The following is a 24,583-nucleotide window of genomic DNA, read 5'->3' on the forward strand; positions in this document are numbered from 1 at the left end:
GAGCGTGGCGGCCCTGGGAAATCCCTGAACATCCAGGCATGTAGGCACAGCCATTCGACCGAGCCCTCGCTTGGGCGTGAAAGGCCTGAGCAGTGGGGCGAAAACCACTGATCATCAGAGCATGTAGGCACGAGAATTTTCGTGCCGCCGATCATGACGTGATCGGTTGGCTTCGGCTTGCGGAGGAACTTCGGACCCACTGCTGATGCGTTCAGGTCTCCGCAAGCTCCCGATTTCACGCCAAGGACACCTCAACTCCTGATGATTCCTCGACAATCCGTGCGGGGCCAGGGGCTGGAAACCACTGTCCTTGTGTTCATGTAGGCATGGGTCTTGAGATCGGAGCGTGATCTGAGCGGCGAGGCCCGGCGCCCGGTCCCCCTCCAGGCCACCCGAGCCAGGGCAGGCGCCATGACGCGGCCATGCATTGCGGACCCGCTTGGTCGCCCCCAGCGTATGGGACGACACCCCAGCGAGAGGAACGCACGATGGCCCGAAAGAAGATCGCCGAGGGATATGGCGGCACCAGCGAGCAACGCCAGCGACAGCTTCAGGGCGACAGCTTCTCCGAGCGTGCGCCACACACCCCGGCTGAATCCGAGGCCACCCGGAGCACCCCGGACAAGGATGGAACGATGGTCACCGTCCACCCGCTCGAGAACGAGGACGAGGACGACCTCTGGCGCGGAAAACCGTGACCGACGGGCCTGCACCACCCTCTGACGATTGGCGAGCTCAAGCGCGCATGAAGAGGAAGTACAGCAGCGCGCTCAGCACCACGGAAACGAGGATGCTGCCCAGACAGCCCAGTCGGTTCGAGAAGAAGAAGAACATGGACGCGGGAAGAACCTAGGCACCGCCGCCCGGAATGGCACGGTGCCCATCCTCCGCTCGCGTCCGGCCGCCCTCAGGCCCCGCCGCGCTTCAGCCGCTCCACGTAGTCCGCCGGGAGCCCGGCCGCCTGCGCGCCCCGCACCAGGGCTTCCACGAAGCGAGGGCTCACCGGGCCGTCCTGCGCGGCACGCCTCGGGTTGGTGACGAAGGCCGTGGCCTCCACCTCCTGCCCGTCCACGAGCACCTTCACCGTGCGCTCGACGCACATGCCCGTCACGAAGCCTTCCTTGTGCTGGACGATGGGCCAGTCCTGGCCGCGAATCTCGAACAGGCGCCCGAACACCTGGCCTCCCGTCGCATCCGCCAGCCCCGCCACCCGGCCGCCCCACCAGCGCGACGGGAAGTCGTAGACCAGGTCCACGTCCACCGCCTCCGCCAGCCGCCCTTCCGGCAACTCGAAGAACCCGTACGAGTGCTGCTGCTTCCACTCGTCGAACGCGGCCCGGTCCAGGATGGTCGAATACGCGAAGTACAGCCGCTTCGCGTTCGGGTCCGCGCCCTCGCGGGCCTTCATCACCTGGTCGTAATGCGAATCCATGTGTGTCCCCTCTACCGCTCGTTCCGGCGCGACGCGCCGTCCCGGAACACCGCCAACACCCCGGACACGTCCAGCCGCGACGTCTTGATGAACAGCCTCAGCGCCCGCTCCACGTGCTCGGCCAGCGTGGCCATCTTCTCCAGCCGCTCCAGCCGCTCGCTCGGAACTTCGCCCGCCATCTCCGCCAGCCGCCGTGCCTCGGAGAGGTCCGCGCGGATGCGCGCCACGAAGCCCGCCTCGCGCTCCTCGATGACGTGGCGGACCATCCGCACCAGGTCCGTCTCCGCGCCGTAGCGCCAGACGGTGTCCTGCGGCAGCCGCACCCGCTGGATGACACCCCAGCGCTCCAAGTCTCGGAGCAGCATGGAGACGCCACCCTTGGACAAGTCGAGCTCGCGCTCGATTTCGCCCGCCGTCAGCGGCTCGCCCCGCAGATACAAGAGCGCCCACACCCGGCCCTGGTTGCGCTTGAAACCCCAGAACTCGATGACATTGCCCACCGCGTCCACCGCGATGGCTTCCCACGGCGCCAGCCGGCCCTCGATGACCGGTGCGTCTGGGCTGCCCGGACTCCCGTGTCCCCCCGTCCACAGGTAGCCCTTCATGCGGCCCGCCCCTGGACTTGCTCGGCGATTCCCGCCGACAGCTTGCGCGCCCAGCCCACCAGCTCCGCGCCCGCGGGCTCGTGGGCGAAGTGGCCCAGCTTGTCCAGCGCCGCTTCAATCTCCACGTTCATCCGCGCCATGGACGCCTCCACCGCGCCGGTGGCCTCGATCGCCGAGCCAATCTCCTTCGTCCGGTCGGGAGTGATCGTGGAGAAGGCCCACGCGTCCTTCAGCTTGCGACGCAGGCTCTCGTCCTTGGCCACCGCCAGCAGGATGGGCATCGACGGCGTGCGCGAGTGCACGTCCGCGTACCGCGGCTTGCCCACGTCCGTGCCCAGGATGTCGCGGATGTCGTCGGCGATCTGGAACGCCACGCCCAGGTGACGGCCGAACCCGTCGAAGCGGTCTACCGCCTCTGGCAGGTTGGCCAGCGTCGCCGCCGCGTGCCCGCACCAGCCGAACAACGAGCCCGTCTTGCCCTCGGCGATGAAGCGCAGCCGGTTGAGCGGCAGGTCCAGGTCGCCGCGCGCCTCCACCTCCGCGATGGCCGCGCGGGTCATCTCGGAGACGACCGACAGCGCGGACAAGGTCAGCCGGGAGTCGAGCTGCGCCAGGTGGTGCAGGCCGGTGGACAGGATGAGGTCTCCGCTCATCACCGCCACGATGTTGCCCCAGCGCGCGTTCACCGTCGGGCGGCCCCGGCGGAACATGCCCGCGTCCACCACGTCGTCATGCAGCAGGCTGGCCGAATGGATGAGCTCCGCGGCGACCGCCACGTCCACCAGCCGCTCCGGCGCGACACCCACCGCGCCGCCGAACAGCCGCACCAGCATGGGACGCGCGCGCTTGCCACCCGTGCCCACGCACAGGTGCCGGGCCGCTTCCATCAGCGTGTCGCCCTTCACGTCGGGACCGGCGTTGCCATCCACCAGCATGCCGTTGAGCCGCTGCTCCACCGCCGCCAGAAAGTCCGTGAGCTCCCGAGCCAGTTCCATGTGCGCCGTTCTCCTCGGACGTTCATATAGTTCAAGACCGCTTGAACTGCACCTGATTCCAGCGTCCCCTCCGGCCAGGGGGGCAGGCGGCTGAAGTCGCTCGGGGTCCGAGCGGGCGACCCAGGGGGAGACGGGGTCGGATTGAGGCGCCTGGCCGAGCCGTGCGACAGACGGAGGGCCCCCGCTCCCTCGTTGCAAGGACCGCGTTGAGCCCCCCCGCTGCCTTTCGTCGCTACGTCCTGAGCAGCTTCGCCTCGCTCGCCTCCGCCGTTCCCCTCTTCCGGCCGGGCTCGTCACTGCCCGGGTCGGCCGCGCCGCTCATGGGCGCGCCCCCGGCGGACAGTCCGGACGGCCTCTCGCACACCCCCGCTCGAAGGTTGCGCGCGACGCTGGGCGCCTCCGTGGTGGAGGGCATGTTCACGGAGGTCTTCACCGCGTGCGCGGGTGCCACCGTGCTGACGGCGTGGGCCATCGCCTTGAAGCTGGGGCCCCTGCTGGTGGGCGTGATGACCGCCCTGCCCTTTCTTGCCCAGTTCGTGCAGTTCCCGGCGGCGTGGCTGACGTCCGCGTTCGGTCACCGGCGCGTGGCCCTGACGGCGGTGTGCCTGTCGCGGCTGGTGATGTTCCCGCTGGCGATTCTCCCCTGGCTGGAGCTGGAGCTCGCGGCGCGGCAACACGTGCTGCTCGTGGTGGCCGGGGCGTCCGCGCTGCTGGGCGTGGTGGGCAACAACGCGTGGGTGGCGTGGATGGGGGAGCTGGTGCCTCGCGCGGTGCGGGGACGCTTCTTCGGACGGCGCACCGCGCTCACCACCCTGGCGGGCACCCTGGCCTCGCTCTGCGCGGGCCTGTTGATGGACCGCCTGCGGCCCAGCGAGGGCCTGGGCGTGGCGCTGCCCCTGCTGGCGCTCGGCGCCTGCGTCATGGGCGTGGTGACGACGCTGCTCATGGCCAGCCAGCATGACCCCGCGCCGCCGGGCACCACGCCCCGGCTGGAGCTCAAGGGCGCGCTGGTGCCGCTGAAGGACCCGCTGGCGCGGCGCGTGCTGACCTACCAGGTCGCCTGGAACGCGGCGGTGGGCGTGTCCGCGCCGTTCTTCGCGCTGCACAGCCTCCAGAACCTCAAGATGACCTTCGTCATCATGGCGCTGCACGCCGCGGCCGTCGCGGGGGTGCGCATCCTCACCGCGCCGCTGTGGGGGAAGATGATCGACAAGGTCGGCGCGCAGCCCGTGCTGATGGCGTGCTCGCTGGGCATCGGCGTCATCCCCGCGCTGTGGCTGCTGCCCTCGGCGGGGACGCTGTGGCCCCTGCTCTTCGACGTGCTGCTCGCGGGCGCGCTGTGGAGCGGCCACGGCCTGGCCATCTTCGCCCTGCCGCTCAGCGTCGCGCCGCGCAAGGGTCGGCCCTTCTATCTCGCCGCCTTCGCCACGGCCGGAGGACTGGCCTACTCCGTCGCCGCCGCGCTGGGAGGCGCCATCGCCTCCGCCCTGCCGGAGACGTTCATCCTCGGCGGCAAGCCCTGGGTGAACCTGCACGTCCTCTTCGTCGTGTCCTCGGTGGCCCGGCTCGCCGCGGGCCTGCTCGCAGCGCGCCTCCCCGAGCCCGGCGCCCACCCCGTGACGTCGATGGGCGCGCTCGTGTCCCGGCTGTTGCCTCGAACACGCGCCTCCCGCGTGCTGGCCCCGCCGAGCACCGGGAGTCACCGCCCGGGCTGAGCCTCATGCCTCGCACCCGTCGCTGCTCAGACGCGATAGGCCCGCACCACCTCGGCCACACGCTCGGAGAGCAGCTTCAGGGACACCGCGGATTCATTGGTGGCGGAGATGCGCGTCACGGTATCCCCCATCAGCGAGTTCAGCTCGTTGACGGCGGTGAAGATCTGCTCGATGCCCGTGGCCTGCTGGCTCACCGTCTGCGCAATCTGCCGCGCGGCGGCGGTGCTGTCCTGGACGATGGTGCTGAGCTGTCGCAGCGTGTCTCCGGATGCGCGCGCCTGCGTCAGCCCCGCCTCCATCCGCTGGGTTCCCTCGGCGGTGATCTGCACCGTGCCGGCGATGGCCTCGCCGATGTCGGAGAGGATCTTCCGCACCTGGTTCGTCGCGCGGATGGACTGGTCCGCCAGGGCGCGAATCTCCCGCGCCACCACCGCGAAGCCCTTGCCGTGCTCGCCCGAGCGCGCCGCCTCGATGGCCGCGTTCACCGCCAGCAGGTGCGACTGGTCCGCCAGGTCCTTCACCGTCTCGGTGATTCCGCCAATCTGCTGCGTGCGCTCGCTCAGCGACATGATGCGCAGGGTGATCTGCTCCACCTGGGAGCGCAGATCCACCATGCCTTCGATGCTCGCGGAGACTGCGTCCTCGCCAGACTTCCCCAGCGCCTCCGCGCGTTCGGCGACCTCGATGACGGACTGCGCGGAGCTGGAGGCCAGCAACGCCGTCTGGCGGATCTCCTGCGCCGTCACCTGCGTCTCCTGGAGCGCGGCGGCCTGTCGCGTGACCATCTGGTTCTGCTCGGTCGCGGACTCGTTCAGCCCCATCACCGAGTCGCTGAGCAGCTCCGTCGACGAGTGGAGCTGATGCAAGAGGTCCTTCAGCTTGCCCACCAGCAACCCCACCGCGCGCGCCAGGTCGCCGACCTCGTCCTGGGTCGAGACATGCACCGGCTCTCGCAAATCGCCGTGCTCGGCGATGCGCCGCACGGCCCCGGTGAGCGCGATGAGCGGCGCGACGATGCGGCGGCTGATCACCCACGCCAACCCCATCAGCACCACCAGCGCGGCCAGCAGCACGATTCGCAGGTTGCCCACGATGCCGTTGATGTGGCCCCGGGCCTCCGTGCGATTGAAGCCCACGTGCACGGTGCCCAGGCCGCCGGGCACCGGCGCCGCCATGTCCAGCAGCTCCACGTCCTCGGCTCGCAGCGGCGTGCCCTCCTTCGTCGCGGCCAGCTCGGAGACGTGGTCGCGCAACATCTGCGCGTGGCGCCCCGACACGCCCACCAGCGCGCCCTTCGCGTCCACCAGCGCCACGTACGCCAGCGCGCCCTCCTGAGCCACCGCGTCCAGCGTGGGCTGCACCTCTCCCTGCTCGCGATTGCGCAGCAGGTCCGCCATCGCCGCGGCGAGCGCCGTCGGCACCGCCGCGCTCATCGAATGGCCTTGCTCCTCGAAGGCCTCGCGAAGGCGCGGAATCGTGTACCCCACCGAAAGCAGGGCGAAGAACAGCGCCACGACGAGCGGCGCGAGGATGATTTTTTGAGAGAGAGTGAATCGCATCCGAGCACGAGGGAATGCAGGGCGAACGCGGCGCGGCCATTGTGGACGCGTGACTGGCAATGGCGCAACCCCACCCGCCGTTTCATGAAGACACACATTGAAGCAAGGGTCCGTCGGCACCCCAATCCGTGCTCGCCGGTGCCTGACTCGCCGTCTATCTTTCGCGGCGGCTCGCCGCTCCAGGAGAAAATTGCACCATGAAGCTTCGTCGCAAGGTCCTCATCACCGTGCTCGTGCTCCTCGCGGGGGTTCTCGCGGCCAGTCTTCGTCTGGACGTTTCTCCCCAGGAGCTGGAGGCGCGCTACGCGACAGCGCCTTCCCGCTTCGTGGAGGTGGATGGGTTGCGCATCCACTACCGGGACCAGGGCCAGGGACCCACGCTGCTGCTGCTCCATGGCTCCAATGCCTCTCTTTTCACCTGGGAGGGCTGGGTGCGTGAGCTGTCCGAAAACTACCGCGTCATCACCCTGGACCTTCCAGGGCACGGACTCACCGGGCCGGACGCGCGGGGGCGATACACCGCCGACGCCATGGTGGAGGTGGTAGAGGCATTTCGCGCGCGCCTGGGGTTGGAGCAGTTCGTCCTGGGAGGCAACTCCATGGGTGGCTCCATCTCCTGGCGCTATGCCCTGCTCCATCCGCGGCGGGTGACGCGGCTGGTGCTGGTGGACGCGGCGGGTTTTCCGCGCGACACGCCCGCGCCGCTCGTCTTCCGGCTCATGCGCGCGCCCATCGTGGGAGAGGTGCTGTCACTCTTCTCCCCGCGCTGGGTCATCGACCGGAACCTGCGGGCCGTCTACGGAGAACCCTCGCGCGTGACGGAGGCTTTGGTGGAGCAGTACCACGCGCTCCTGCTGCGAGAAGGCAACCGGACCGCCACTCGCGAACGGATGCGGGCCGGCGGAGACGACGCGCGCTGGAAGCAGTTGGGGGAGCTGCGCATGCCCACGCTCATCCTCTGGGGCGCGAAGGACGCGTGGATTCCGCTGGAGCACGGCCAGCGCTTCGCCCGGGCCATTCCTGGCGCGCGGCTCATCGTCTATCCGGAATTGGGGCACGTCCCCATGGAGGAAGACGCCGCTCGCACCGCGAGGGAGCTGCGCGGCTTCATCGAGGCGTCCGCGCCCGCGCCGACCGGGCACGGCACGCTCTGAGCGAAGGCCCTCAACCCGGGGAGCGCGTCGTCGGAGGCCGCGAGGCGCCCTTCGCGGAGGCGCTTCGCTCGCGGGTGATATCCAGCAGCGTCACCAGCCGGCGCCGTGCGTCCACGACGTAGTGGACCGTCAGCTCCTCCACCTGGAACGTGGCCGGCTCCGGCGTGGGTGTCGCCAGGGCCGCCACGCCCTCCAACCGGGCTTGGATGTCGCGGTAGCGTTCCTGGGAGAGCCGAGCGACCTGGCTCCAGGCCGCCGCGGCGATTTCCACGGTGTAGGGTCGATGGGTGTTCCGCTGAGACTTCATGGCGGTGGTGGCATAGAGCAGGCCGCGTGCCACCCCACCTTTGAGGAAAACCGGACGGTTGGCGCCAGGACTTCTTGCGTCCCTGTAGAAACATCAGTCAGCGCCCCCGTGATTTTCAGTGCAGGCCCCGGGGCTCGGCTCCCTTCTTCGGCTCTTCATCCAGGCAGGCAAGGGCCGCCAGCAGCATGGACTCACAGCCGAAGCGCAGGCTGTCGACCGAGGGGTCGAAGCGGGAGGAGTGGTTCGGCGGCAGGTTCCGGAGCTTCTCCCAGAGCGTCTTGCCCGGGGCCCGTTTCCACGCCTCGTGGGACGTCCCCCCGAAGTACCAGTAGACGAGCGGCACCGTGGCGCCGTGGCTCTCGCCGGACACGCGCCCGTCGAAGTAGGGAAAGTCCTCGCTGCCACTCTGCATGCCGGTGTCGATGATGCGGTCCTCTCCGAACCAGGCCGCGTGCGCGGAGCGAACCCGGGTGAAGTAGGAGTCGTCATTCACCATCACCCGCGTGTGGTGCATCACCTCGATTTCCGGCGGCTTGGGGGAGCGCCCCGCTTCGCACTCCGCCTTCGCCATGCGGGAGATGGCCTCGAGCAACTGCCCCTGGAGGTCATCGGTCGGCGTGCGCACCGTCAGCTCCAGCACCGCCTCGTCCGGAATCACGTTGGAGCGGGAGCCCGCGTGCAGGCTCCCCACGGAGATCACCGCGCCGCCGCGGGTGATGTCCACCTCGCGGGAGACGATGGTCTGCAGCCTCGTCACCAGGTAGGCGGCGATGACGACGGGGTCCACCGTCAGGTGTGGCTGTGAGCCGTGGCCGCCCTTGCCGAAGATGCGCACCCGCACGTTGGCGGAGGCCATCATGCTGGCGCCCGGATGGTGCCCCACGATTCCCACCTGGAGCGGGCCCACGTGCTGGGCGAGCGCGACGTCGGGCTTGCCGAAGCGCTCATAGAGTCCGTCGCGCAGCATCGCCCGCGCGCCCTCGAGCGTCTCCTCCGCGGGCTGGGCGACCATCATCAGCGTGCCGCGCCAATGATGCTGTGAGTGGGCGAGCAGCTCCGCCACCCCCATCAGACAGGTGATGTGGACGTCATGTCCGCACGCGTGCATCACCGGCACCGTGCCGCCGTGCGAGTCCTTCACCCGCACGCGGCTCGCATCCGGGCGGCCCGTCTTCTCCTCCACCGGCAGCGCGTCCATGTCCGCGCGCAGCAGCACGGTGGGCCCCGGGCCGTTGCGCAGCACGCCCACGACGCCGTGACGGCCCACCTCCTCCGTCACTTCATAGCCGCTGTGCCGCAGCCACTTCGCCACCTTCGCCGCCGTCTGCTGCTCCTGCATGGACAGCTCTGGGTGCGCGTGCAGATCCCGATAGAACGCCTCCAACCGTGGAGCGAGCTGCTCGTGCGCGAGCGTCAGGTCGGGACGCCATGCGTGCGTGGGCTCGGTCCGTTGCAAGGTCTCAGTCACTTCCATTCCACATCCTCCCCGATAGCGGCGGGAAGATGCCCCTCGCCTGGCGGACGGAGAGCGACAGGCACACGAAGCGTTGGCTTCAATGTCCGTGGACCAACGGGCTTGCCGTCAGGCGTCGGTTCGCTGTCCTCGCCGCGACGCAGACCGGGCGCGCGGGGCAATGGTCTTGGGTGGCTGTGTTCCCCACGTTGCCGTAGATGAAGACCGCCATCTTGAGTCTGGGAGTGTTGTTGAGCCTCGGCGCGAGTCCCGCGCTGGGAAAGTCCAAGAAGGACGAGGCCTGCACCGAGCCATGCGGCGCGCGCTCTCGCCAGCTCAAGGACCACACGTTCCTCTTCCCCATGCTTCAGGGAAGTGCGTTCGTCACCACCAACGTGGGCATCCGGGAAGGTCTCGCGCGCTATGACGTCCCGGATGTCCCGGTGAACGAACTCGAGCCGCGGGACGTCCTGCTCACCGGTATCCAGCAGACGCTGGACCTGAGCCTGGGCATCACGGACTGGCTCGGCTTCACGGGCTTTGGCAGGGCGACCATCATCACCGGCTCCAACGCGGATGGGCTGCTGGCCTCGGGCGCCTCGGTCGACCTCGTCGGACAGCTTGGGGGCGTCGTGCGGATTCTGCGCAGCGACACGAGTGGAACGCAGCTCTCGTTCCGAGCGAACTACGGCTACAACCGGGGTCGGGAGATCACCCTGCTCCCGCTCATCAGCGCCATCGTGGATTCGCCCGGGGTAACGGTGGGGGGCATCATCGATGGAGACCTGGGTCAGCTGCTCTTCGTGCCCCGGAAGGAATCCAGCACCAAGGGCGGCCTCTACGTGGCGCAGTCTTTCGGACGGGTGTTCTCGCTCCAGGCCTCCGGGGCGGCGGAGTATGCGTGGCAGACGCGCCGCCCGTTCGACAGTGTCGCGGGAGGGCGGTTCGAGCAGAACACCCACGCGCTTCGCGTCTCCCTCTCGCTGGCCGCGACGCTGGACATCTACCCGGTGACGGCGGTGCCGCTGGCGGTGATGGGCGAGTACGTCTTCCGCACGGGGTTCCAGGAGCGGGTGGGCCAGGATGACCGGACCCTGAAGGACAGCACGGCGGCGCTGGGCATCTACTACTCCGGCCGAGCCAACCTCCAACTCGGCCTGGGCGCGGTGAGGACCTTCAACGCCGAACCGCACCCGGGCCTGGGTGCGAGAGGCCGCACCCTCGAATCCGGCGAGCCCTCCTTGTCCTACGGAGAACTCATCCTTCGCTACGTCTGGTGAGCACGGACCTCAGTCGTCAACCCGGCAACCACCAGAGCTGATTGTTGCCGCGCAGTGTGCGCTCGAGCCAATCCGCGAAGCGTGGCGCAATTCGAACCACCTTCCGAGGATACGACTCATGGAAGGCGTCGAGGATGGGAAATCGGTCTGCATGCTCTGGGGCAACGTCCACCAGGCAGTAATCGGAGTCCCCCAAATAGACGAGCGTCCACCACGCGGGGGAACCCATCGAATCATCATCCTTCCCGCGCATCGCGACGCGCGCACGCTGAATCTCCGCCAGCGGCAGAATCCGGAAGTTCTCATCCGGCCGAGGGTGGAACAGCGTCGCGCCATCGCACCACGAATAGAACTCCCGCAGGTCCGCATCCAGATGCCATCCCGTACGCAGCTCGAACGCGGCAAGTTGCGCCGGCGTCGCGGGGGCGTTGGGAAAGTGGCGGGCTGAGATTTCATCGAGGAGATGGCGCATGCGCTAATCCGAGTATGGCCGGTCCGGGCCAATGGTGCGCCACCGCACGTCACCCGCATAGCACTGGGGGTACACGGTATTGATCGTCTCGTGGATTTCTGGCGGGACGGGCAGGAGGTTGGCTCGTGCAACCGGGTCGCCTCCATGGAGCAGGTCGTGGATGTGGTGCCCTGGCCACATGTCCCCGCCTGGCACCCGAGGCCAGGCCCCGAACTCCTCGGCCCACTGGTTGCGAAATCCGCGTCGCGCGTTGTTCCAGATACGCCTCGACGCGGCGCCATCCGTTTCGGGGTAGTCGCAACAGCAGTGAGTGATAGCCAGACGTCCACCGGCCGCGGCGGGAAGCCCGAGGAAACGTCCGCTCCAATCCCCCTTGATGTCGGCCAGCCAGATGCAGCCTTGAAGCAAGCGTCCCGCAGCGGCGCAACGCCGCTCACAACGCGTCATGAAGTCCGCGCTGCAGCTCCATGGGCCGTAATAGATGCTCGTCGTCACGTGACCGCCGTCGGGGCTTGGCACGGCCGGCCCCGTCCACTTCGCGGAAGCAGGAGGCCCCACTGAACCCACCGTGGCCGAACCGCACGCAACAAGCACCAGCGCGGACGCGGCAAGCCACACCGCGCCACGCGCCTCAGGCTCTCTAATCATGGAAAAACTGGATACCACACGCAACTGCTGCTCGCGAACGGACCTCAGTGCCCCGCGCCGCTGGTGGCCTTCAGTCCGATGATGGCGACCAGGAGCATGGAGAGGAAGAGGATGCGCAGCGGGGAGATGGGCTCGTGGAAGAGCACCACGCCCAGCACCGCCGCACCGAGCGCTCCGATGCCCACCCACACCGCGTAGGCCGTGCCGATGGGCAGGGTCTTCGCCGCCGTGGACAGCAGGAACATGCTGGCGACGATGGCCACGCCCGTGAGGACGCTGGGGACAAGACGGGTGAAGCCCTCGGTGTACTTGAGGCCCACGGCCCAGCACACCTCGAGCAGCCCCGCGATGAGGAGAATGATCCACGCCATGACGTACGACTCCTGAGATGAGCGTCGTCTTGTCGTGACCGGGTACGGCGCACCTCGTCCGGGCCCGCCGTCCCCTCCCTGGGAACAACGGACGGCGAGGTCTATAGCGCCTCGCCCCTCCGGCTTCAACGTCCTCTGGCCCCCGGAGATTCCCCCCTCACACCCGCGGCACGGACTGCGCCTCCGTCACGGGCACGGCCTTCATGCGCGGGGACACCTGCCGCTGCATCGCGGTGTCGGCGATATGACGGATGAGCGCGGGATACGACAGCCCCCGCTCCCGCGCGCCGAGCGCCACCTCGCACTGCGCCTCCAGGTAGGGATTCGGATTCACCTCCAGGAGATAGGGGTCCTTCGTCCCACTGGAGAGCCTGAAGTCGATGCGAGCGTAGTCGCGCAGCTTGAGCGCCCGGAACGCGGTGATGGCGGCGCGGGAGACGCGCCCCAGCAGCTCATCCGACAAATCCGTGGGCAGCACCAGCCTCGGGCTGCCCGCGGTCTCCGGGCCGAACTTCACCTCGCGGTTGGCGATCTTCATCCGCTTGCGGCCCCACTTCGCGCCGAAGTCCAGCTCCACCACCGGCAGCACTTCCGGCCGCGAGGGGTCGCCCAGCACGCCCACGTACAGCTCGCGCCCTTCGATGAACTCCTCCGCGAGCGCCTCGTCACCGAACTCTTCTCGAATCTTCCGCACGCGCCGCGCCAGCCCCTCCAGGTCCTTCTCCACGCCCAGCCCCAGCGACGCATCCGAGCGGGCCGGCTTCACCACCACCGGGAAGCGCAAATCGCCGCTCGTCTGCAGGGACGCCCCATCGAAGGTGGCGAACCGGGGCGTGAGCACCCCGTGGTACTGGAGGAGCTGCTTGGTGAGGATCTTGTCCTGCGCCAGCAGCAGCCCCGCCGTCCCAGAGCCCGTGAAGGGCACCCGCGCCAGCTCCAACATCGCGGCGACGTTGACCTCCAGCCGGTAGTCGTCGGCGAACGTCTCGCAGATGTTGAAGACCAGGTCGGCGCGACTGCGGCCCACCATGCGGACCAGGTCGGACACGCTCTCGTCCACGCCAATGGCCACGGTCTCGTGTCCGCCCTCCTCGAGCGCCGAGCGGACCTGCCCCATGACAGCGTCCGCCGGCTCGCCCTTCGGCTGATAGTGGAGGACCGCGATGCGCCAGGGGCCCGGGGCCATGTTCACTCCTCGAAGAAGCGGTCGGTGTAGAGGTGATTCATCGCCAGGGCCGTCACGAGCGAGGCGATGCGCAGCGCCGCCTCCCTGCTGTCATCCGGGTGCAGCGTGAGCCCCAGCGACGCGGTCCTGTCCCCCAGGTGGTCCAGCAGCGCCCGCACCACGCTGGGACTGACCCCCGTGTAGTGGCTCACGCTCGACAAGAGCCGCTGCCGCTCGGCGCGAACCAACGTCTCCGCGCGCACCGGCGCCACGCCGGGCCCCTCGAAGATATCCTCCAGGAACTGGTCGAACGCGTCGCGCAGCTCCAGGTCCACCTTCTGGTCCAGCTCCCGCTGCCGATAGTGGTCGAGGACCGTGCCCTCCATCTCCTCCGTCGTCAGGTCCGGCTGGGCCAACTGGACTCGCGGTGGCGTACGGCCCAGCCGCCCCACCGTGTCCTCCACGTACTGGAGCTTTCGCAGCGCGCCCCAGCCCTGGTAGCGCTTGCGCCAGTCGCTGTCCGGCGTGAGCCACACCGCGAAGGTCTCCGCGAAGTCCTCGTCCGGGTGCTTCTGCGCGTACCAGCCCGCGATGTGGTGGACGTAGCGCCGCGAGAAGGGCCGCGCCTTGTAGTCGTCGCGGTACGGTCGCGAGTAGTCGCCGAACTGCTTGCGCCACTCCTCCGTTTCGTAGAGCTGGTGGGCGTAGTTGAAGGCGTGCCCGGCCTCGTGGCGCAGGTACATGAGGATCTCCCCTTCCGTCTCCACACCGCCGCCCAGCTCCGCCTCGATGGAGTGCAGGTCCGGGTCCGCCAGGTAGAACGGCACGCCGATGACGGGCACGCCGGAAGGACAGCCCCACTCGTCGGACAGGTAGCACTGGGGCTTGAAGGAGATGCCTCGCGACTCCAGCTCCGCGTAGAGCTGGTCGATGTGCCGCTCCAGCGGCGTCCCCGCCAGTCGCAGCGACAGGTCCTTGATGCGGGCCTGCAGCAACTGCTCACGTCGAGGAGGCAGTCCGCCGCGTCCGTCGCCCTGTTGCGCCGGGTGCTTCTCACGCAGGGGGAAGGCGGGATGGGAGGGAGGAGTCCACATGCCCTCTTCTAGATAAGAAGCCCCGGGCCAGGCGGGCAGCCCTTCAGCGCGCGCCAGGCGGGCAGCCAACCAAGGCCCCGCTGAGCCGCGCGTCAGTGGGAGGCGGGGGGCGAAGGTGGCTCGGACTCGGGGCTCGTGCCTGGTCCGCGTTTCTGGAAGCGGGCCACGGCGGCCTCGACGGTGAGATAGACGTTCTCCTCGCCCAGCCGCTCCATCATCCCCGTGCGACGCAGCATCCCGCGCAGCGGCGCGTTCGCATCCGCGATGACCAGGACGATGCCCTGGGCCTCCAACTCGCGGCGCAGCTTCTCCAGGCCGTCGGCGGCGGTGACGTCCAGGTCGAACACCGCGCTCGCGTCCAACACGACTTCCTGCACGGGGGGCTTCGCCCGAGCGACCAGCGCGCGAAGCTGCTCCCGGAGGTGGCGGGCATTGGCGAAGAACATGGGCGCGTCGAAGCGATAGACGAGGAGGCCCGGAATCGTGTGCGTGCCCGTGTGTCGGCTGACGTCGTGCCAGCCGGGCACGCCTTCACGCTCGCCCAGGACGGCGTCGTGCGGATGCGCCGCGCGACGGATGAGGTCGCCCAGGGCCAGCGCCACGGCGATGAGGATGCCCTGGAGGATGCCCAGTACCAACACGCCGAGCGTCGTCACCACCGCGAGCACCGCTTCCACGCGCCGCACCCGCCACAGCGCGACGACGGCGGCCACATCCATCAGGTACACCGCCGCGACGATGACGATGCCCCCGAGCGTCACCAGCGGGAGGTTCTTGAGCAGCGGCGTGAGGAAGAGCGCGAACACGGTGACCAGCACGGCGGCGACGACCCCCACCAGCTGTGACTTGCCGCCCATGGCGTCATTGACCGCGGTGCGAGAGTCGCTCCCTGTCACCGGGAACCCCTGCGTGAAGGCATTGGCCAGGTTCGCGGCCGCCTGCCCGAGGAACTCCTGGTTGCCGTCCAGGTGGTACCGGTGCTTGTCCGCGTAGAGGCGGCCGGTGAGCACGGAGCCGGCGTAGTTGACCAGCGCGAGGCTCAGCGCGGCCGGGAGCAGGGCCCGGACATCGGAGAAGCCCACCGAGGGCAGGCCCAGGGACGGCGGTGCGGCGGCGACGGGCCCGACGACCTTCACCCCTCCGTGATGGAGCTGGAACACCTCCGCGGCCACGGTGGTGAGCACCACGAGGATCAGCGGCCCGGGCAGCTTCGGCAGGAAGCGCCGCAGGAGCACGAGGACGACGATGATTCCCAGCCCGAGCAGCAGCGTGGGCAGATGCGTCTTTCCCAGGTTCTGCCCCACCTCCAGCACCTGCCCCGGAAAGTCGTTGGCCTTGCGCTCCAGGCCGAACATCCGCGCCAGCTGGCTGCCGATGATGATGAGCGCCGCGCCGTTGGTGTAGCCGATGAGGATGGGTTTGGAGAGGAAGTCCGCGAGCGCGCCCGTCTTGAACAGCCCGGCCGCCAGGCTGATGAGGCCCACCATCAACGCCAGGAGCGCGGCGAGCGAGGCGTAGCGGGCGGGGTCCGTGCCCGCGACACCCGCCAGCGCGCTCGCGGCGATGATGGCGGCACCCGCCTCCGGTCCGAGCAGCATGTGTCGGGAGGGCCCGAACAGCGCATAGGCCAGCATGGCGATGGCGCCCGCGTACAACCCGGCGACAGGCCTGACGCCGACGATCTGCGCGTAGGCCAGCCCTTGTGGCACCAGCATGGCGCCAATGGTCAGCGCGGAGAGCAGGTCCGGACGCAGCCAGGACTTCTGATAGCCCCGCACCCAGCTCAGTCCCGGAACGAACCGCCGCGCGCTTCGCCATCCGTCTGTCGCCGTGAGCTTCATCGTCTCGTCTCGCTCCGGTGGGAACCCGCGCTCTGACGGTGCGTCGCCCGTGAATCGTCCGCATGGGCTTCCGGGGAGGGGCAGGCGCCCGGCGGGGCTTCTGCTCGAAGGACGACGGACAAGCCCCACGTAAGGGAGCGACGAGCCCGAAGCGCTCCGGGCCCGCGCGTGGCCACGTCCCCAGCTTCATCCGACTCAGTCAGGAGGACGTCTCATGTCTCGGTTCTTCGTCATGTCCCTGATGCTGACCACGCTGCTCACCGCTCCGCCCGCCCTGGGAGGTGCGTTGAGACAGGCGGCCGAATCCAAGGAGGACTTCATCGAACAGGAGCCACCCGTGGCTGGCAGCTTCACGTTCAACCTGGGCGTGGGCGTCGTCTTCCCACTCTTTGAAACCCACAGCCGGTTCAAGGAGGGCTGGGGATTCCTGCTCGGCGCGGGCTACCACCTCACCGAGCGCGTCAGCCTCCACGCGGAATACCAGTACAGCGACTACGACGTGAAAGAGGGCCTGCTGGCGGACACCAGCCTCTCCGGCGACCACATCATGCAGTACGGAGATCTCAACCTGCTCATCGGCGTCGCGCCGAAAGGACGGTTCGGTCTCTACATCACCGGTGGCCCGGGCCTGTACTACCGCAAGGTGGAGCTCACCCAGTTCGCGGGCGCGGCGCTCGTCCCGGTCTGCGACCCGTGGTTGCTCTACTGCACCAGCGACGTCGTCCCGGTGGACACCGTCATCGGCTCGCGCAGCACGACGGACTTCGGGTTGAACGGCGGTGTGGGCGTCTCCTATCGCGTCTACGGCCCGATGCGCGTCTATCTGGAAGCGCGCTACCACTACATCTTCGGCCCTGAGTACGACACGCCGACGGGCTCGCGACGGGCGAACGGCCAGTACCTGCCCATCAACCTGGGCGTCCGCTTCTGAGGCCCGCGCCATGACGCCCCGGAGGCCCCGGCGTCCCCGGCGGCCTCCCGGGGCGGGCGCACGATTCCACGCCCGCCTCCCCCCGCGGGGCTCCTCCTGAGAGGAGGGCCACGCACTACCCTGGATTGATATCTGGAGGGACGCTCGCATGAGAAGCCAAGCGCGCCATGCCGCCATTCTCGCAGGAGCCGCCGTCGTCGGGCTGGCTGTCATCGCCTTCGCACAGGGACAGCCGCCGCCTGCCATGCAGCCGCATCCCCACGGCGTCTTCGGCGCCATCCTGGACTACCTGCGCCGTCAGCCCTTCATCCTGCTGTTCCTCGTCGTGGCCGCGGGTTACGCGCTCGGTGAGGTGAAGGTGAAGGGCGTGGGCATGGGCTCCACGGCCGCGACCTTGCTGCTCGCCCTCATCGTCAGCTTCTGGGCCTTCCAGGCCTACAACATCGAGTACACCCTGCCGGAGTTCACCAGCACGGTGTTCTTCAATCTCTTCATCTTCGCCATCGGCATGAAGGTGGGGCCCCAGTTCCTCGGCGGTATCCACCGGGAGGGCAAGCACCTCATCATCCTGGCGCTGCTGGTACCGCTGCTGTCGTCGGCGCTCGTCTATGCGTCGCGCTTCTTCACGCACCTGGCGCCGGGGTTGCTGGCGGGTATCCTCTCGGGTGCGAACACGGCCACCCCGGGTTTCGGCGCGGCGCAGGCGGCGCTGGCCAGTGGCTCCGCGGCCCTGTCCGGGGAAGCCGCGCGCCAGGCACCGGGCAACCTCACCACGTCCTACGCGTTCCTCTACTGCATCAGCATGGTTGTCTTCACCGTGTTGATGTCGGTGATGCCGAAGATGTTCGGCAAGGACGCGGTGGCGGACGGCAAGGCGATGGAGAAGGAGCTGGCGGGCGAGGACTCCGCGCCGCTGCCGGGCACCGCGGACTCGTTCATCCGGGGCTACATGCCGTTGGACCTGCGGGTCTTCCGGGTGGAGAACCCGGCGCTGGAGGGGCGCACGGTGGCGGACCTGGACCATGCGCATCCGCGGGTCGCCATCGAGCGCATCTACCACAAGGGGCGCGTCTACAACCCGCCGCCGGACCTGGTGCTCAGTCGCGGTGACGAGGTGGCGATGCTCGGCCCCGTCTCGCTGCTCCTGGCGGGCGGGCCGCGCATCGGGCCGGAGGTGGACGACTCGAAGCTGCGGAACGTGAAGTTCGACACGGTGGAGTTCATCGTCCACAACAAGGACGTCATCGGAAAGACGCTGGGGGAGCTGGCGCTGCGGATGGGCCAAGGCATCTACCTCAACGCGCTCTTCCGGGCGGGTGACCAGCTTCCGGTGAGCCAGGACCAGGCGGTCAACAAGGGTGACGTGCTGCGCATCACCGGCAGCCCCAAGCGGGTGGCGGAGCTGGGCAAGGTGCTGGGGCCGCCGGTGAAGCCCAGCCTGTCCACGGACATCATCACGCTGGGCCTGGGGCTCGCCGCGGGTGCGCTGCTGGGCGCCATCACGGTCCCCATGTTCGGCATCCAGTTCAGCCTGGGCTCCGCGGTGGGGCTGCTCGTCGTCAGCATCGGGTTGAGCATCTTGCGAACGCACAACCCGGCGCTCGGCGGTCCGTTCCCGGAGTCCGCGCGTCAGCTGCTCGAGGATGTCGGGCTGAACGTCTTCATCGCCATCCTGGGGTTGAACTCGGGAGCGGGCGTGGCGCACGCCATCGCGGGCGGTCTGCTGGTGCCCACGCTCGTCATCGGCTCCATCGCGGCCTTCGTTCCTCCCATCATCGGGTGGATGGTGGGCCAGTACATCTTCAAGATGAACAGCGCCGTGTTGATGGGCGCCATCGCCGGAGCGCGCTGCAACAGCGCCGGCATGAGGGCCGCACAGGAGGCGTCGAAGAGCATCGTCCCGGCGATCGGCTATCCGGTGACGTTCGCCATCTCGAACCTGCTGCTCACCCTCATCTGCTACATGTTCGCCCTGATGGGCTGAGAGAACGCCATGAGCGCTCCCCTTCCCTCCTGGAATGACGGCGCGGCGCGCAGGGCGCTGCTGGACTTCGTCGATGCGGTGACCACGGACGGGGCGTCCAGCTTCGTTCGGCCGGAGGACCGGGTCGCGGTCTTCGACAACGACGGCACGCTCTGGTCGGAGCAGCCCATGTACGTGCAGGCCCACTTCGTCGTGGACCGGGTCCGGGAGCTGGTGCCCGCACATCCGGAGTGGCGCAAGCAGCAACCCTTCCAGGCGCTCATCGAGGGGGACGAAGAGGCGCTGCGCAAGCTCACGGAGCATGACGCCGCGTCGCTCGTCGCGGCCACCCATGCGGGGATGACCACGGGGGAGTTCTCCCGGACGGCGAAGGCGTGGCTGGCGACCGCGAAGCATCCGCGCTTCCAGCGGCCCTTCACCCACTGCATCTACCAGCCGATGCTGGAGCTGTTGGAGCTCCTGCGGACGCATGGGTTCGACCTGCACATCGTCTCGGGTGGAGGCATCGACTTCCTGCGGGCTTTCAGCGAGGAGACGTACGGCATCCCCTCATCGCATGTGATTGGGAGCAGCGGGAAGACACACTTCGACCTGCGGGACGGCCAGCCCGTACTGGTGAAGCTGCCTGGCCTCACCAGCCTCGACGATGGCGAGGGCAAGCCCATCAACATCCACCTGCACATCGGGAAGCGGCCGGTGCTGGCGTTCGGCAACTCGGACGGGGACCTCCAGATGTTGCAGTACACGGGCTCGGGAGATGGACCTCGGCTGCGGTTGCTGCTCCACCACGACGACGCGGAGCGGGAGTACGCGTATGACCGCGAGGCGAAGACGGGGCGCCTGGACCGGGCACTGGATGTCGCGGGGAAGGACGGGTGGACGGTGGTGAGCATGCGCTCGGACTGGAACCAGGTGTTTCCCCAGGGCTGACGGAGCATGTGGGTCAAGGCTCGCCCGTCCGGGAGCATGCCAGCACGCGTCCACTCGACGTCAGTGCTTCTTGTTCAGCGGGAAGAGAAACGAGAGCTGGACGCGCAGCTGCCACTCGGCCGCGCCCGGCAGGTCGGGCCGAATGGCGTTGTAGTACGCCGACACGGAGCCATTCAGGGCCTGCTTGCCCACGGTGACGACCTTGCCCGCCCCCAGGCCGAAGGGAATGGTCCACTGCTCGCCCGAGGGCGCCTCCCAGTTCGCAGTGAGGATGGGCGCGGACGTCACATACCAACCCTTCGGAAGGTTGTAGCTGATGAAGTACTGGAGCAGCAGTTGGTTGACCGTCTCCCGCTCGTCGTCACCGAACACGGAGAACACGTTGTTCGCCAGCACTCCAATGGACCAGGGAGAGGGCTGAACCAGCGCCACCACGGACGGCCCGACACTCCACTTCCCCGTGCCCAGCGCATCCGCCGTCCCCGTGGGCAGCAGGAATGCCGGGCCGATCCCCCAGATGAAGAGGCCTGGCTCCTTCGGCGCCACGAAGAACGTGGCCGACGTGTCACCCAGACCGAACGTCCCCCCACTCCCCTCCGCCAGGTCCGGTTGATAGAGAATGGGCACGATGAGGCGCGCGATGACGTTGAAGTCGTGCGTCAGCGGCAACGGCACCACCGGCTGGATGTTGAGGGTGTTGCGCACCCGGTCTCCAGGGTCCACCTCCAGGTCCAGGTTGTTCTGGAGGGGCACGCTGATGAGCGAGGCCACCGGGTTCTGCACCGCCTTGGCCAGCTCCTGCTGATCCGCATCTCCTCCTGGCGGCGAGGGAGGCTGCTGCTCCTCCGCGGACGAAAGCAGTGGGGCCGACAGCAGCAGCAGCACGGCCAACGCCCCGCCTCGACCCGCCCTCGGTGCTCGCATGTGCCCCCGCCCCGTGCCAGGAATGGCACCGAAGGGGATGTTCATCGGTGGGCGGCCCGGCAATGGAAGCCTCCCCGCGGGGCATGCGCACCGCTTTGGACCGTGCGTTGGCAACCCTCGCCGAGAAGGCGACGCGCTCAGTCGCTCAGCGCATCGATCGCGGGCGGGACATACGCACCTCGCATCGCCGACTCGGTGGGGCCGTAGATGCGCAGGAGGACATAGAAGCGCCCATCGGGGATGGGCAGCCAGTTGGCCACGCGGTGGGGCTCTGGCGCTTCGTGCTGGAGGAAGAAGGAAATCGAGCCATCGCTCGACTTCTTCAAGTCACGAGACCTGTCCCCCATCGAGTACCGCTGGATGGGATTCTCCACCAGCATGCGCGTCTCGCTGTCGTAGGCCGTGAGCGACCAGAAGAACCGCGCGGGAGGCAGCGCGTCCGCGGTGAAGCGAAGCACGTACCGGCTCCGGCTTCCGTCCAGCAGGCGGTCCTCGCCATCCAGGTGGGTGATGGGATAGACGGCCTCCTCGGCCGAGTTCGCGTAGATGTAGTTCCAGGCGACGCGCGCCCGCAGCAGGTAGTCGTCGCCGAACGCGCCCACCTTCGGGTCGGGCAGCTCCCAGCCGCGATGAAGCACGGGGCGCTGCTGGATGGCGCGGCGTGCCTCCTTCACCCCCTCCAGCATCGCGTCACGCACGGCTGGCGAGACCGCCTGTGCATTCATGCGCGCCCCGGGCCGCACCCCGAGTCGCGCGAAGCGCGCCAGCAAGGACTGCTCCGCATCCGTGAACCGGTGCCACTGCATCATGAAGTTGACGTACTCGAACGCCTTCAGCGACGCGTCCGCCTTGTCGTCGAAGTACGGAGGCCACGCCACGGCGGGCAGCTTCGGCGCCGCCTGCTTCGTGAGTTCATGGAGCGGCGTCAGCCGGAATCGCTGCTGGAGCGCGGCCGCCGTGGACAGGTCCTCGGGTCCACTGACGCCGATGCGCAGCAGCGCCGCCACGAACATCGAGGCGGACCGGATGACGAGCGCGTCGCGCAGCGAGTCGGGCAACATGCCGTCCCAGTCCGGTCCCGCGATGACGAAGCGCCGAGGGTCCGTCCCCGTGGCCCGCGTCCCGATGTACGGCAGATTATTCGTCGTGATGTCGACCAACTGGACGCAGAAGTAGCGTCCGCTCAGCTCGGGCGTGTCCAGCACCACGGGCTCGCCACGCAGGTCGAGGTTCGCTTCCGAGTAGAGTGTGTCGTTGTTCGCGGAGACGACGTCGCGGTCCTTTGGCGTGAACAGCCGAGCGAAGTGCAGGAAGCGATTGGCCGGCCGGACCTGCGGTGAGTCCGGCAGGAAGCCCAGGGCGAACAGGCGGTAGTGCTCCACCAGGGGCAGGCCGAAGACATAAGCATCGCGCGCGAGGTCCTGGATTTCCTGGGGCGTCAGTCCCGATGTTGATGACTCCAACATGATGGCACCTCTCCTGGCGTGACGAGGACAGCGCCCTCGCCCGCGCGGCTGGCTCACGTCCGGCAACCTGGGACGGAGCTGATTCGCACGCAACAGTCCAAGAGGACCGGTGGCAAGGCGCCCGCTGCGGACGACTGGTCCAGCCCCACCCGCCCCGAATCGAAAGGCTTGCTCGTCCCCTCGCCCGGCCTCGAAGGACAGGACTGTCGGCCTCATCGAATCCTTCGATTTCCCCCGCCTCGATTGTCAGACCCCCCGACGCTCAGCAACGTGTGCGGGACACGACAGCCGGAGCGCCACGCATGCCGGAGAGCCATCATCCCCACAGCGCCGCAGCCCACTCCGTCGCACGCTTCCTGCCATTCCTATCCTGGCTTCCCAAGTGGCGGCCGAGCTCGCTCAAGCGGGACGTCGCGGCGGCGCTGACCATCACCGCGCTCCAGATTCCAGAGGCCATGGCCTACGCGGAGCTCGCGGGAGTGCCACCGCAGGCGGCCTTCTACGCGGGCCCGGTGGCCCTGGTGCTCTATGCCCTGCTGGGCACGTCACGCCAGCTCGTGGTCGCCATCTCCGCCACCGTCGCCGTGCTCTCCGCGTCCACGGTGGCCGCGCTCGCGCCTTCCGGTACGCCCCGCTTCATCGCGCTCACCGCCGCGCTGGCCATGCTCGCGGGCCTCATCTCCATCCTCGCCGGCGTGCTGAAGCTCGGGCGAATCGCGCAGTTCTTCTCGGAGTCGGTCCTCACCGGCTTCGTCTTCGGTCTCGCCCTGGTCATCGCCATCAAACAGGTGCCCAAGCTGCTCGGCCTCGAAGCCGGGAGCGGCAACTTCTTCGAGCGGCTGTGGAACCTGGTGACCCACCTGGGCCAGACACACCCGCTCACGCTCGTCGTCGGCGTGGCGAGCCTCGCGGTATTGGTCCTCCTGGGCAAGCTGCTGCCGCGCCTGCCCGCGTCCCTCGTCGTGCTGGTGCTGGGCACCGTGGTCGTCGGGGTGCTCGGCCTTCAAGGGCGGGGCGTGAAGGTGGTGGGCGACATTCCCTCCGGCCTGTCGGGCCCCTCCATTCCAGACGTGGGCCTGGGAGACCTCTTGAAGCTGATGCCCGGTGCGTTCGGCATCGCGCTGGTGGCGTTCGCGGAGGCCATTGGACCCGCCCGGGTGCTCGCGTCGAAGCACCGTTATGAAGTGGACCCGAACCAGGAGCTCATCGGCCTGGGCGCGGCGAACCTGGGCGCCGGCCTCTTCCGCGGTCTGTCCGTGGGATGCAGCCTGTCCAAGTCCGCCGCCAATGACGCGGCGGGGGCGCGCACGCAGATGTCCAGCCTGCTCGCGGCCGCCATCCTCGCGCTGGTGGCGCTCTTCTTCACGCCGCTGTTCCGCACGCTGCCGGAGGCCACCCTGGCCGCCATCGTCGTGCTGGCCACCGCGGGGATGATGGACGTCAAGGAGATGCGCCGCCTCTTCAAGCTGCGCCGCACGGACTTCTTCCTCGCGGCGGGCGCGCTCCTCAGCGTACTCGTGCTCGAGGTGCTGCCAGGCCTGCTGGTCTCCGTGGGCCTCTCCGTGGCGCTCCTCGTCTGGCGCGCCAGCCAGCCCCGCGTCAGCGAGCTGGGACGCGCGCCGGGCACGCTGGACTTCGCGGACGTGCGGCGTGACCCCGCCCCGCTCACCGTGCCCGGGCTGCTGATGATTCGCCCCAACGAGGGCATCTTCTTCGCCAACGCCACGTCCCTCCGGGACGCCATCATCGGCCGGGTGGACAGCGCGACCTCGCCCGTTCACGCCGTGCTGCTGGACCTGGAAGTCACCGCGGACCTCGACGTGCCCGGCGCGGACATGCTCGCCGCGCTGAAGGAATCACTCGAGCACCGCGAAATCACGCTGATGCTCTCCCGCGTACTCGGGCCCACCCAGCGCATGCTGGACCGGACCGGCGTGACGGAGCACATCGGCGCGAAGAACATCCACCCGCAGACCTTGAACGGCGTCGTGGAGTACCTGTCACATCGGACCCACCACGCGAAGGCCGAATGGTCGCTCGTGCGAGACGGCCTCCATCGCTTGAATGCCCTGGTGGAAGAGGCCATCCCCGCAGCCGAGGAAGACGGCGACCGGCGACGGCTGGAAGCGCTGCGCCAGAAGCTGGCTCGGATTGACGACGGCTCATCGTCACGCGAGTAGTCGCCCGCCCTCCTCACGGCCGCCCCCTGGGACGCATTCCCAGACGCAACGGTGATATTCTGGACAGGTCGTACTAG

The 24,583-nt window shown here is 68.6% G+C and carries 22 protein-coding genes and 1 riboswitch; of the genes, 8 read left to right on the forward strand and 14 right to left on the reverse strand.

The window, feature by feature from the left end:
- Positions 1-488 precede the first annotated feature (488 nt).
- Positions 489-698 carry a hypothetical protein gene (locus tag HUA78_RS20550; RefSeq protein ID WP_141642329.1) on the forward strand — a complete coding sequence of 70 codons (210 nt, stop codon included), beginning with the start codon at positions 489-491 and terminating at the stop codon, positions 696-698.
- A 209-nt stretch (positions 699-907) separates the two neighbouring features.
- Here the strand turns inward: HUA78_RS20550 and HUA78_RS20555 are convergent, their stop codons facing one another.
- Genes HUA78_RS20555 through HUA78_RS20565 form a run of 3 tightly spaced genes read right to left on the reverse strand, consistent with a single transcriptional unit; the run spans position 908 to position 3,032 of the window.
- On the reverse strand, positions 908-1,432 hold the full coding sequence (locus tag HUA78_RS20555; protein ID WP_174476967.1) for a gamma-glutamylcyclotransferase: 525 nt from the start codon (positions 1,430-1,432) through the stop codon (positions 908-910).
- A gap of 11 nt (positions 1,433-1,443) precedes the next feature.
- Positions 1,444-2,037: a GbsR/MarR family transcriptional regulator gene (locus tag HUA78_RS20560; RefSeq protein ID WP_141642327.1), complete on the reverse strand. Its 594-nt coding sequence runs from the start codon at positions 2,035-2,037 to the stop codon at positions 1,444-1,446.
- On the reverse strand, positions 2,034-3,032 hold the full coding sequence (locus tag HUA78_RS20565; RefSeq protein ID WP_141642326.1) for a polyprenyl synthetase family protein: 999 nt from the start codon (positions 3,030-3,032) through the stop codon (positions 2,034-2,036). Before HUA78_RS20565 ends, HUA78_RS20560 begins: the two co-directional genes overlap by 4 nt.
- Before the next feature lie 320 nt (positions 3,033-3,352).
- Here HUA78_RS20565 and HUA78_RS20570 point away from each other — a divergent pair, with 320 nt between their 5' ends.
- Positions 3,353-4,747, forward strand: coding sequence for an MFS transporter (locus HUA78_RS20570; protein ID WP_371745619.1), 1,395 nt, complete (start codon positions 3,353-3,355; stop codon positions 4,745-4,747).
- Positions 4,748-4,773: 26 nt separating this feature from the next.
- On the opposite strand, the gene HUA78_RS20575 is transcribed toward HUA78_RS20570, so the two are convergent.
- Positions 4,774-6,306, reverse strand: a complete 1,533-nt coding sequence (locus HUA78_RS20575; protein ID WP_174455449.1) for a methyl-accepting chemotaxis protein — start codon at positions 6,304-6,306, stop codon at positions 4,774-4,776.
- 197 nt (positions 6,307-6,503) lie between these two features.
- Here HUA78_RS20575 and HUA78_RS20580 point away from each other — a divergent pair, with 197 nt between their 5' ends.
- Positions 6,504-7,460, forward strand: a complete 957-nt coding sequence (locus tag HUA78_RS20580) for an alpha/beta fold hydrolase (protein WP_174476968.1) — start codon at positions 6,504-6,506, stop codon at positions 7,458-7,460.
- Positions 7,461-7,470: 10 nt separating this feature from the next.
- Here the strand turns inward: HUA78_RS20580 and HUA78_RS20585 are convergent, their stop codons facing one another.
- Together HUA78_RS20585 and HUA78_RS20590 are read right to left on the reverse strand one after the other, a co-directional pair.
- Positions 7,471-7,767, reverse strand: coding sequence for a hypothetical protein (locus tag HUA78_RS20585; RefSeq protein ID WP_141642322.1), 297 nt, complete (start codon positions 7,765-7,767; stop codon positions 7,471-7,473).
- A 115-nt stretch (positions 7,768-7,882) separates the two neighbouring features.
- Complete coding sequence (locus HUA78_RS20590) at positions 7,883-9,241, reverse strand: amidohydrolase (RefSeq protein WP_174476969.1); 1,359 nt, start codon at positions 9,239-9,241, stop codon at positions 7,883-7,885.
- 197 nt (positions 9,242-9,438) lie between these two features.
- Between HUA78_RS20590 and HUA78_RS20595 the strand changes: the two genes are divergently transcribed.
- Positions 9,439-10,500: a hypothetical protein gene (locus HUA78_RS20595; RefSeq protein WP_174455446.1), complete on the forward strand. Its 1,062-nt coding sequence runs from the start codon at positions 9,439-9,441 to the stop codon at positions 10,498-10,500.
- Positions 10,501-10,516: 16 nt separating this feature from the next.
- Here HUA78_RS20595 and HUA78_RS20600 read toward each other — a convergent pair whose 3' ends face one another.
- The 6 genes from HUA78_RS20600 to HUA78_RS20620 form a co-directional block, all read right to left on the reverse strand.
- Positions 10,517-10,972 carry an SMI1/KNR4 family protein gene (locus tag HUA78_RS20600; RefSeq protein ID WP_174455445.1) on the reverse strand — a complete coding sequence of 152 codons (456 nt, stop codon included), beginning with the start codon at positions 10,970-10,972 and terminating at the stop codon, positions 10,517-10,519.
- A gap of 3 nt (positions 10,973-10,975) precedes the next feature.
- Positions 10,976-11,620, reverse strand: a complete 645-nt coding sequence (locus HUA78_RS45955; RefSeq protein WP_217442536.1) for a hypothetical protein — start codon at positions 11,618-11,620, stop codon at positions 10,976-10,978.
- 44 nt (positions 11,621-11,664) lie between these two features.
- Positions 11,665-11,991, reverse strand: coding sequence for a quaternary ammonium compound efflux SMR transporter SugE (gene sugE, locus HUA78_RS20605; RefSeq protein WP_141642317.1), 327 nt, complete (start codon positions 11,989-11,991; stop codon positions 11,665-11,667).
- Between the two features lie 18 nt (positions 11,992-12,009).
- Positions 12,010-12,079, reverse strand: a riboswitch (guanidine-III (ykkC-III) riboswitch).
- A gap of 69 nt (positions 12,080-12,148) precedes the next feature.
- Positions 12,149-13,177: an ATP-grasp domain-containing protein gene (locus tag HUA78_RS20610; protein ID WP_174455444.1), complete on the reverse strand. Its 1,029-nt coding sequence runs from the start codon at positions 13,175-13,177 to the stop codon at positions 12,149-12,151.
- A gap of 2 nt (positions 13,178-13,179) precedes the next feature.
- Positions 13,180-14,250, reverse strand: a complete 1,071-nt coding sequence (locus HUA78_RS20615; protein ID WP_141642315.1) for a putative zinc-binding metallopeptidase — start codon at positions 14,248-14,250, stop codon at positions 13,180-13,182.
- A 92-nt stretch (positions 14,251-14,342) separates the two neighbouring features.
- Positions 14,343-16,091, reverse strand: a complete 1,749-nt coding sequence (locus tag HUA78_RS20620) for a SulP family inorganic anion transporter (RefSeq protein WP_174476970.1) — start codon at positions 16,089-16,091, stop codon at positions 14,343-14,345.
- Between the two features lie 214 nt (positions 16,092-16,305).
- Between HUA78_RS20620 and HUA78_RS20625 the strand changes: the two genes are divergently transcribed.
- The 3 genes from HUA78_RS20625 (at position 16,306) to HUA78_RS20635 (ending at position 19,936) form a co-directional block, all read left to right on the forward strand.
- Complete coding sequence (locus HUA78_RS20625) at positions 16,306-17,022, forward strand: outer membrane beta-barrel protein (protein ID WP_174455442.1); 717 nt, start codon at positions 16,306-16,308, stop codon at positions 17,020-17,022.
- 148 nt (positions 17,023-17,170) lie between these two features.
- The gene (locus tag HUA78_RS20630) at positions 17,171-19,006 is read left to right on the forward strand and encodes an aspartate:alanine exchanger family transporter (protein ID WP_174455441.1); all 1,836 of its coding nucleotides are present in this window, start codon (positions 17,171-17,173) and stop codon (positions 19,004-19,006) included.
- A gap of 9 nt (positions 19,007-19,015) precedes the next feature.
- Positions 19,016-19,936, forward strand: coding sequence for an HAD family phosphatase (locus HUA78_RS20635; RefSeq protein WP_174476971.1), 921 nt, complete (start codon positions 19,016-19,018; stop codon positions 19,934-19,936).
- 60 nt (positions 19,937-19,996) lie between these two features.
- On the opposite strand, the gene HUA78_RS20640 is transcribed toward HUA78_RS20635, so the two are convergent.
- Together HUA78_RS20640 and HUA78_RS20645 are read right to left on the reverse strand one after the other, a co-directional pair.
- The gene (locus HUA78_RS20640) at positions 19,997-20,860 is read right to left on the reverse strand and encodes a neuromedin U (protein WP_174476972.1); all 864 of its coding nucleotides are present in this window, start codon (positions 20,858-20,860) and stop codon (positions 19,997-19,999) included.
- 137 nt (positions 20,861-20,997) lie between these two features.
- Positions 20,998-22,326 (reverse strand): DUF1254 domain-containing protein, encoded by a 1,329-nt coding sequence (locus HUA78_RS20645; RefSeq protein ID WP_174465183.1) that lies wholly within the window; start codon positions 22,324-22,326, stop codon positions 20,998-21,000.
- Positions 22,327-22,628: 302 nt separating this feature from the next.
- Between HUA78_RS20645 and HUA78_RS20650 the strand changes: the two genes are divergently transcribed.
- Complete coding sequence (locus tag HUA78_RS20650; RefSeq protein WP_174476973.1) at positions 22,629-24,506, forward strand: SulP family inorganic anion transporter; 1,878 nt, start codon at positions 22,629-22,631, stop codon at positions 24,504-24,506.
- Positions 24,507-24,583 lie beyond the last annotated feature (77 nt).

It is taken from the genome of Myxococcus sp. CA033 (assembly GCF_013336625.1).
Classification (GTDB): Bacteria; Myxococcota; Myxococcia; order Myxococcales; family Myxococcaceae; genus Myxococcus; species Myxococcus llanfairpwllgwyngyllgogerychwyrndrobwllllantysiliogogogochensis.

Coding starts and splice junctions, on each gene's coding strand:
- HUA78_RS20565 (WP_141642326.1), bottom strand. CDS start 3,032: ATGGAACTGGCTCGGGAGCTCACGGACTTTCTGGCGGCGGTGGAGCAG.
- HUA78_RS45955 (WP_217442536.1), bottom strand. CDS start 11,620: ATGATTAGAGAGCCTGAGGCGCGTGGCGCGGTGTGGCTTGCCGCGTCC.
- HUA78_RS20600 (WP_174455445.1), bottom strand. CDS start 10,972: ATGCGCCATCTCCTCGATGAAATCTCAGCCCGCCACTTTCCCAACGCC.
- HUA78_RS20640 (WP_174476972.1), bottom strand. CDS start 20,860: ATGCGAGCACCGAGGGCGGGTCGAGGCGGGGCGTTGGCCGTGCTGCTG.
- HUA78_RS20555 (WP_174476967.1), bottom strand. CDS start 1,432: ATGGATTCGCATTACGACCAGGTGATGAAGGCCCGCGAGGGCGCGGAC.
- HUA78_RS20645 (WP_174465183.1), bottom strand. CDS start 22,326: ATGTTGGAGTCATCAACATCGGGACTGACGCCCCAGGAAATCCAGGAC.
- HUA78_RS20590 (WP_174476969.1), bottom strand. CDS start 9,241: ATGGAAGTGACTGAGACCTTGCAACGGACCGAGCCCACGCACGCATGG.
- HUA78_RS20615 (WP_141642315.1), bottom strand. CDS start 14,250: ATGTGGACTCCTCCCTCCCATCCCGCCTTCCCCCTGCGTGAGAAGCAC.
- HUA78_RS20650 (WP_174476973.1), top strand. CDS start 22,629: ATGCCGGAGAGCCATCATCCCCACAGCGCCGCAGCCCACTCCGTCGCA.
- sugE (WP_141642317.1), bottom strand. CDS start 11,991: ATGGCGTGGATCATTCTCCTCATCGCGGGGCTGCTCGAGGTGTGCTGG.
- HUA78_RS20575 (WP_174455449.1), bottom strand. CDS start 6,306: ATGCGATTCACTCTCTCTCAAAAAATCATCCTCGCGCCGCTCGTCGTG.
- HUA78_RS20585 (WP_141642322.1), bottom strand. CDS start 7,767: ATGAAGTCTCAGCGGAACACCCATCGACCCTACACCGTGGAAATCGCC.
- HUA78_RS20610 (WP_174455444.1), bottom strand. CDS start 13,177: ATGGCCCCGGGCCCCTGGCGCATCGCGGTCCTCCACTATCAGCCGAAG.
- HUA78_RS20550 (WP_141642329.1), top strand. CDS start 489: ATGGCCCGAAAGAAGATCGCCGAGGGATATGGCGGCACCAGCGAGCAA.
- HUA78_RS20625 (WP_174455442.1), top strand. CDS start 16,306: ATGTCTCGGTTCTTCGTCATGTCCCTGATGCTGACCACGCTGCTCACC.
- HUA78_RS20595 (WP_174455446.1), top strand. CDS start 9,439: ATGAAGACCGCCATCTTGAGTCTGGGAGTGTTGTTGAGCCTCGGCGCG.
- HUA78_RS20570 (WP_371745619.1), top strand. CDS start 3,353: ATGGGCGCGCCCCCGGCGGACAGTCCGGACGGCCTCTCGCACACCCCC.
- HUA78_RS20580 (WP_174476968.1), top strand. CDS start 6,504: ATGAAGCTTCGTCGCAAGGTCCTCATCACCGTGCTCGTGCTCCTCGCG.
- HUA78_RS20620 (WP_174476970.1), bottom strand. CDS start 16,091: ATGAAGCTCACGGCGACAGACGGATGGCGAAGCGCGCGGCGGTTCGTT.
- HUA78_RS20635 (WP_174476971.1), top strand. CDS start 19,016: ATGAGCGCTCCCCTTCCCTCCTGGAATGACGGCGCGGCGCGCAGGGCG.
- HUA78_RS20630 (WP_174455441.1), top strand. CDS start 17,171: ATGAGAAGCCAAGCGCGCCATGCCGCCATTCTCGCAGGAGCCGCCGTC.
- HUA78_RS20560 (WP_141642327.1), bottom strand. CDS start 2,037: ATGAAGGGCTACCTGTGGACGGGGGGACACGGGAGTCCGGGCAGCCCA.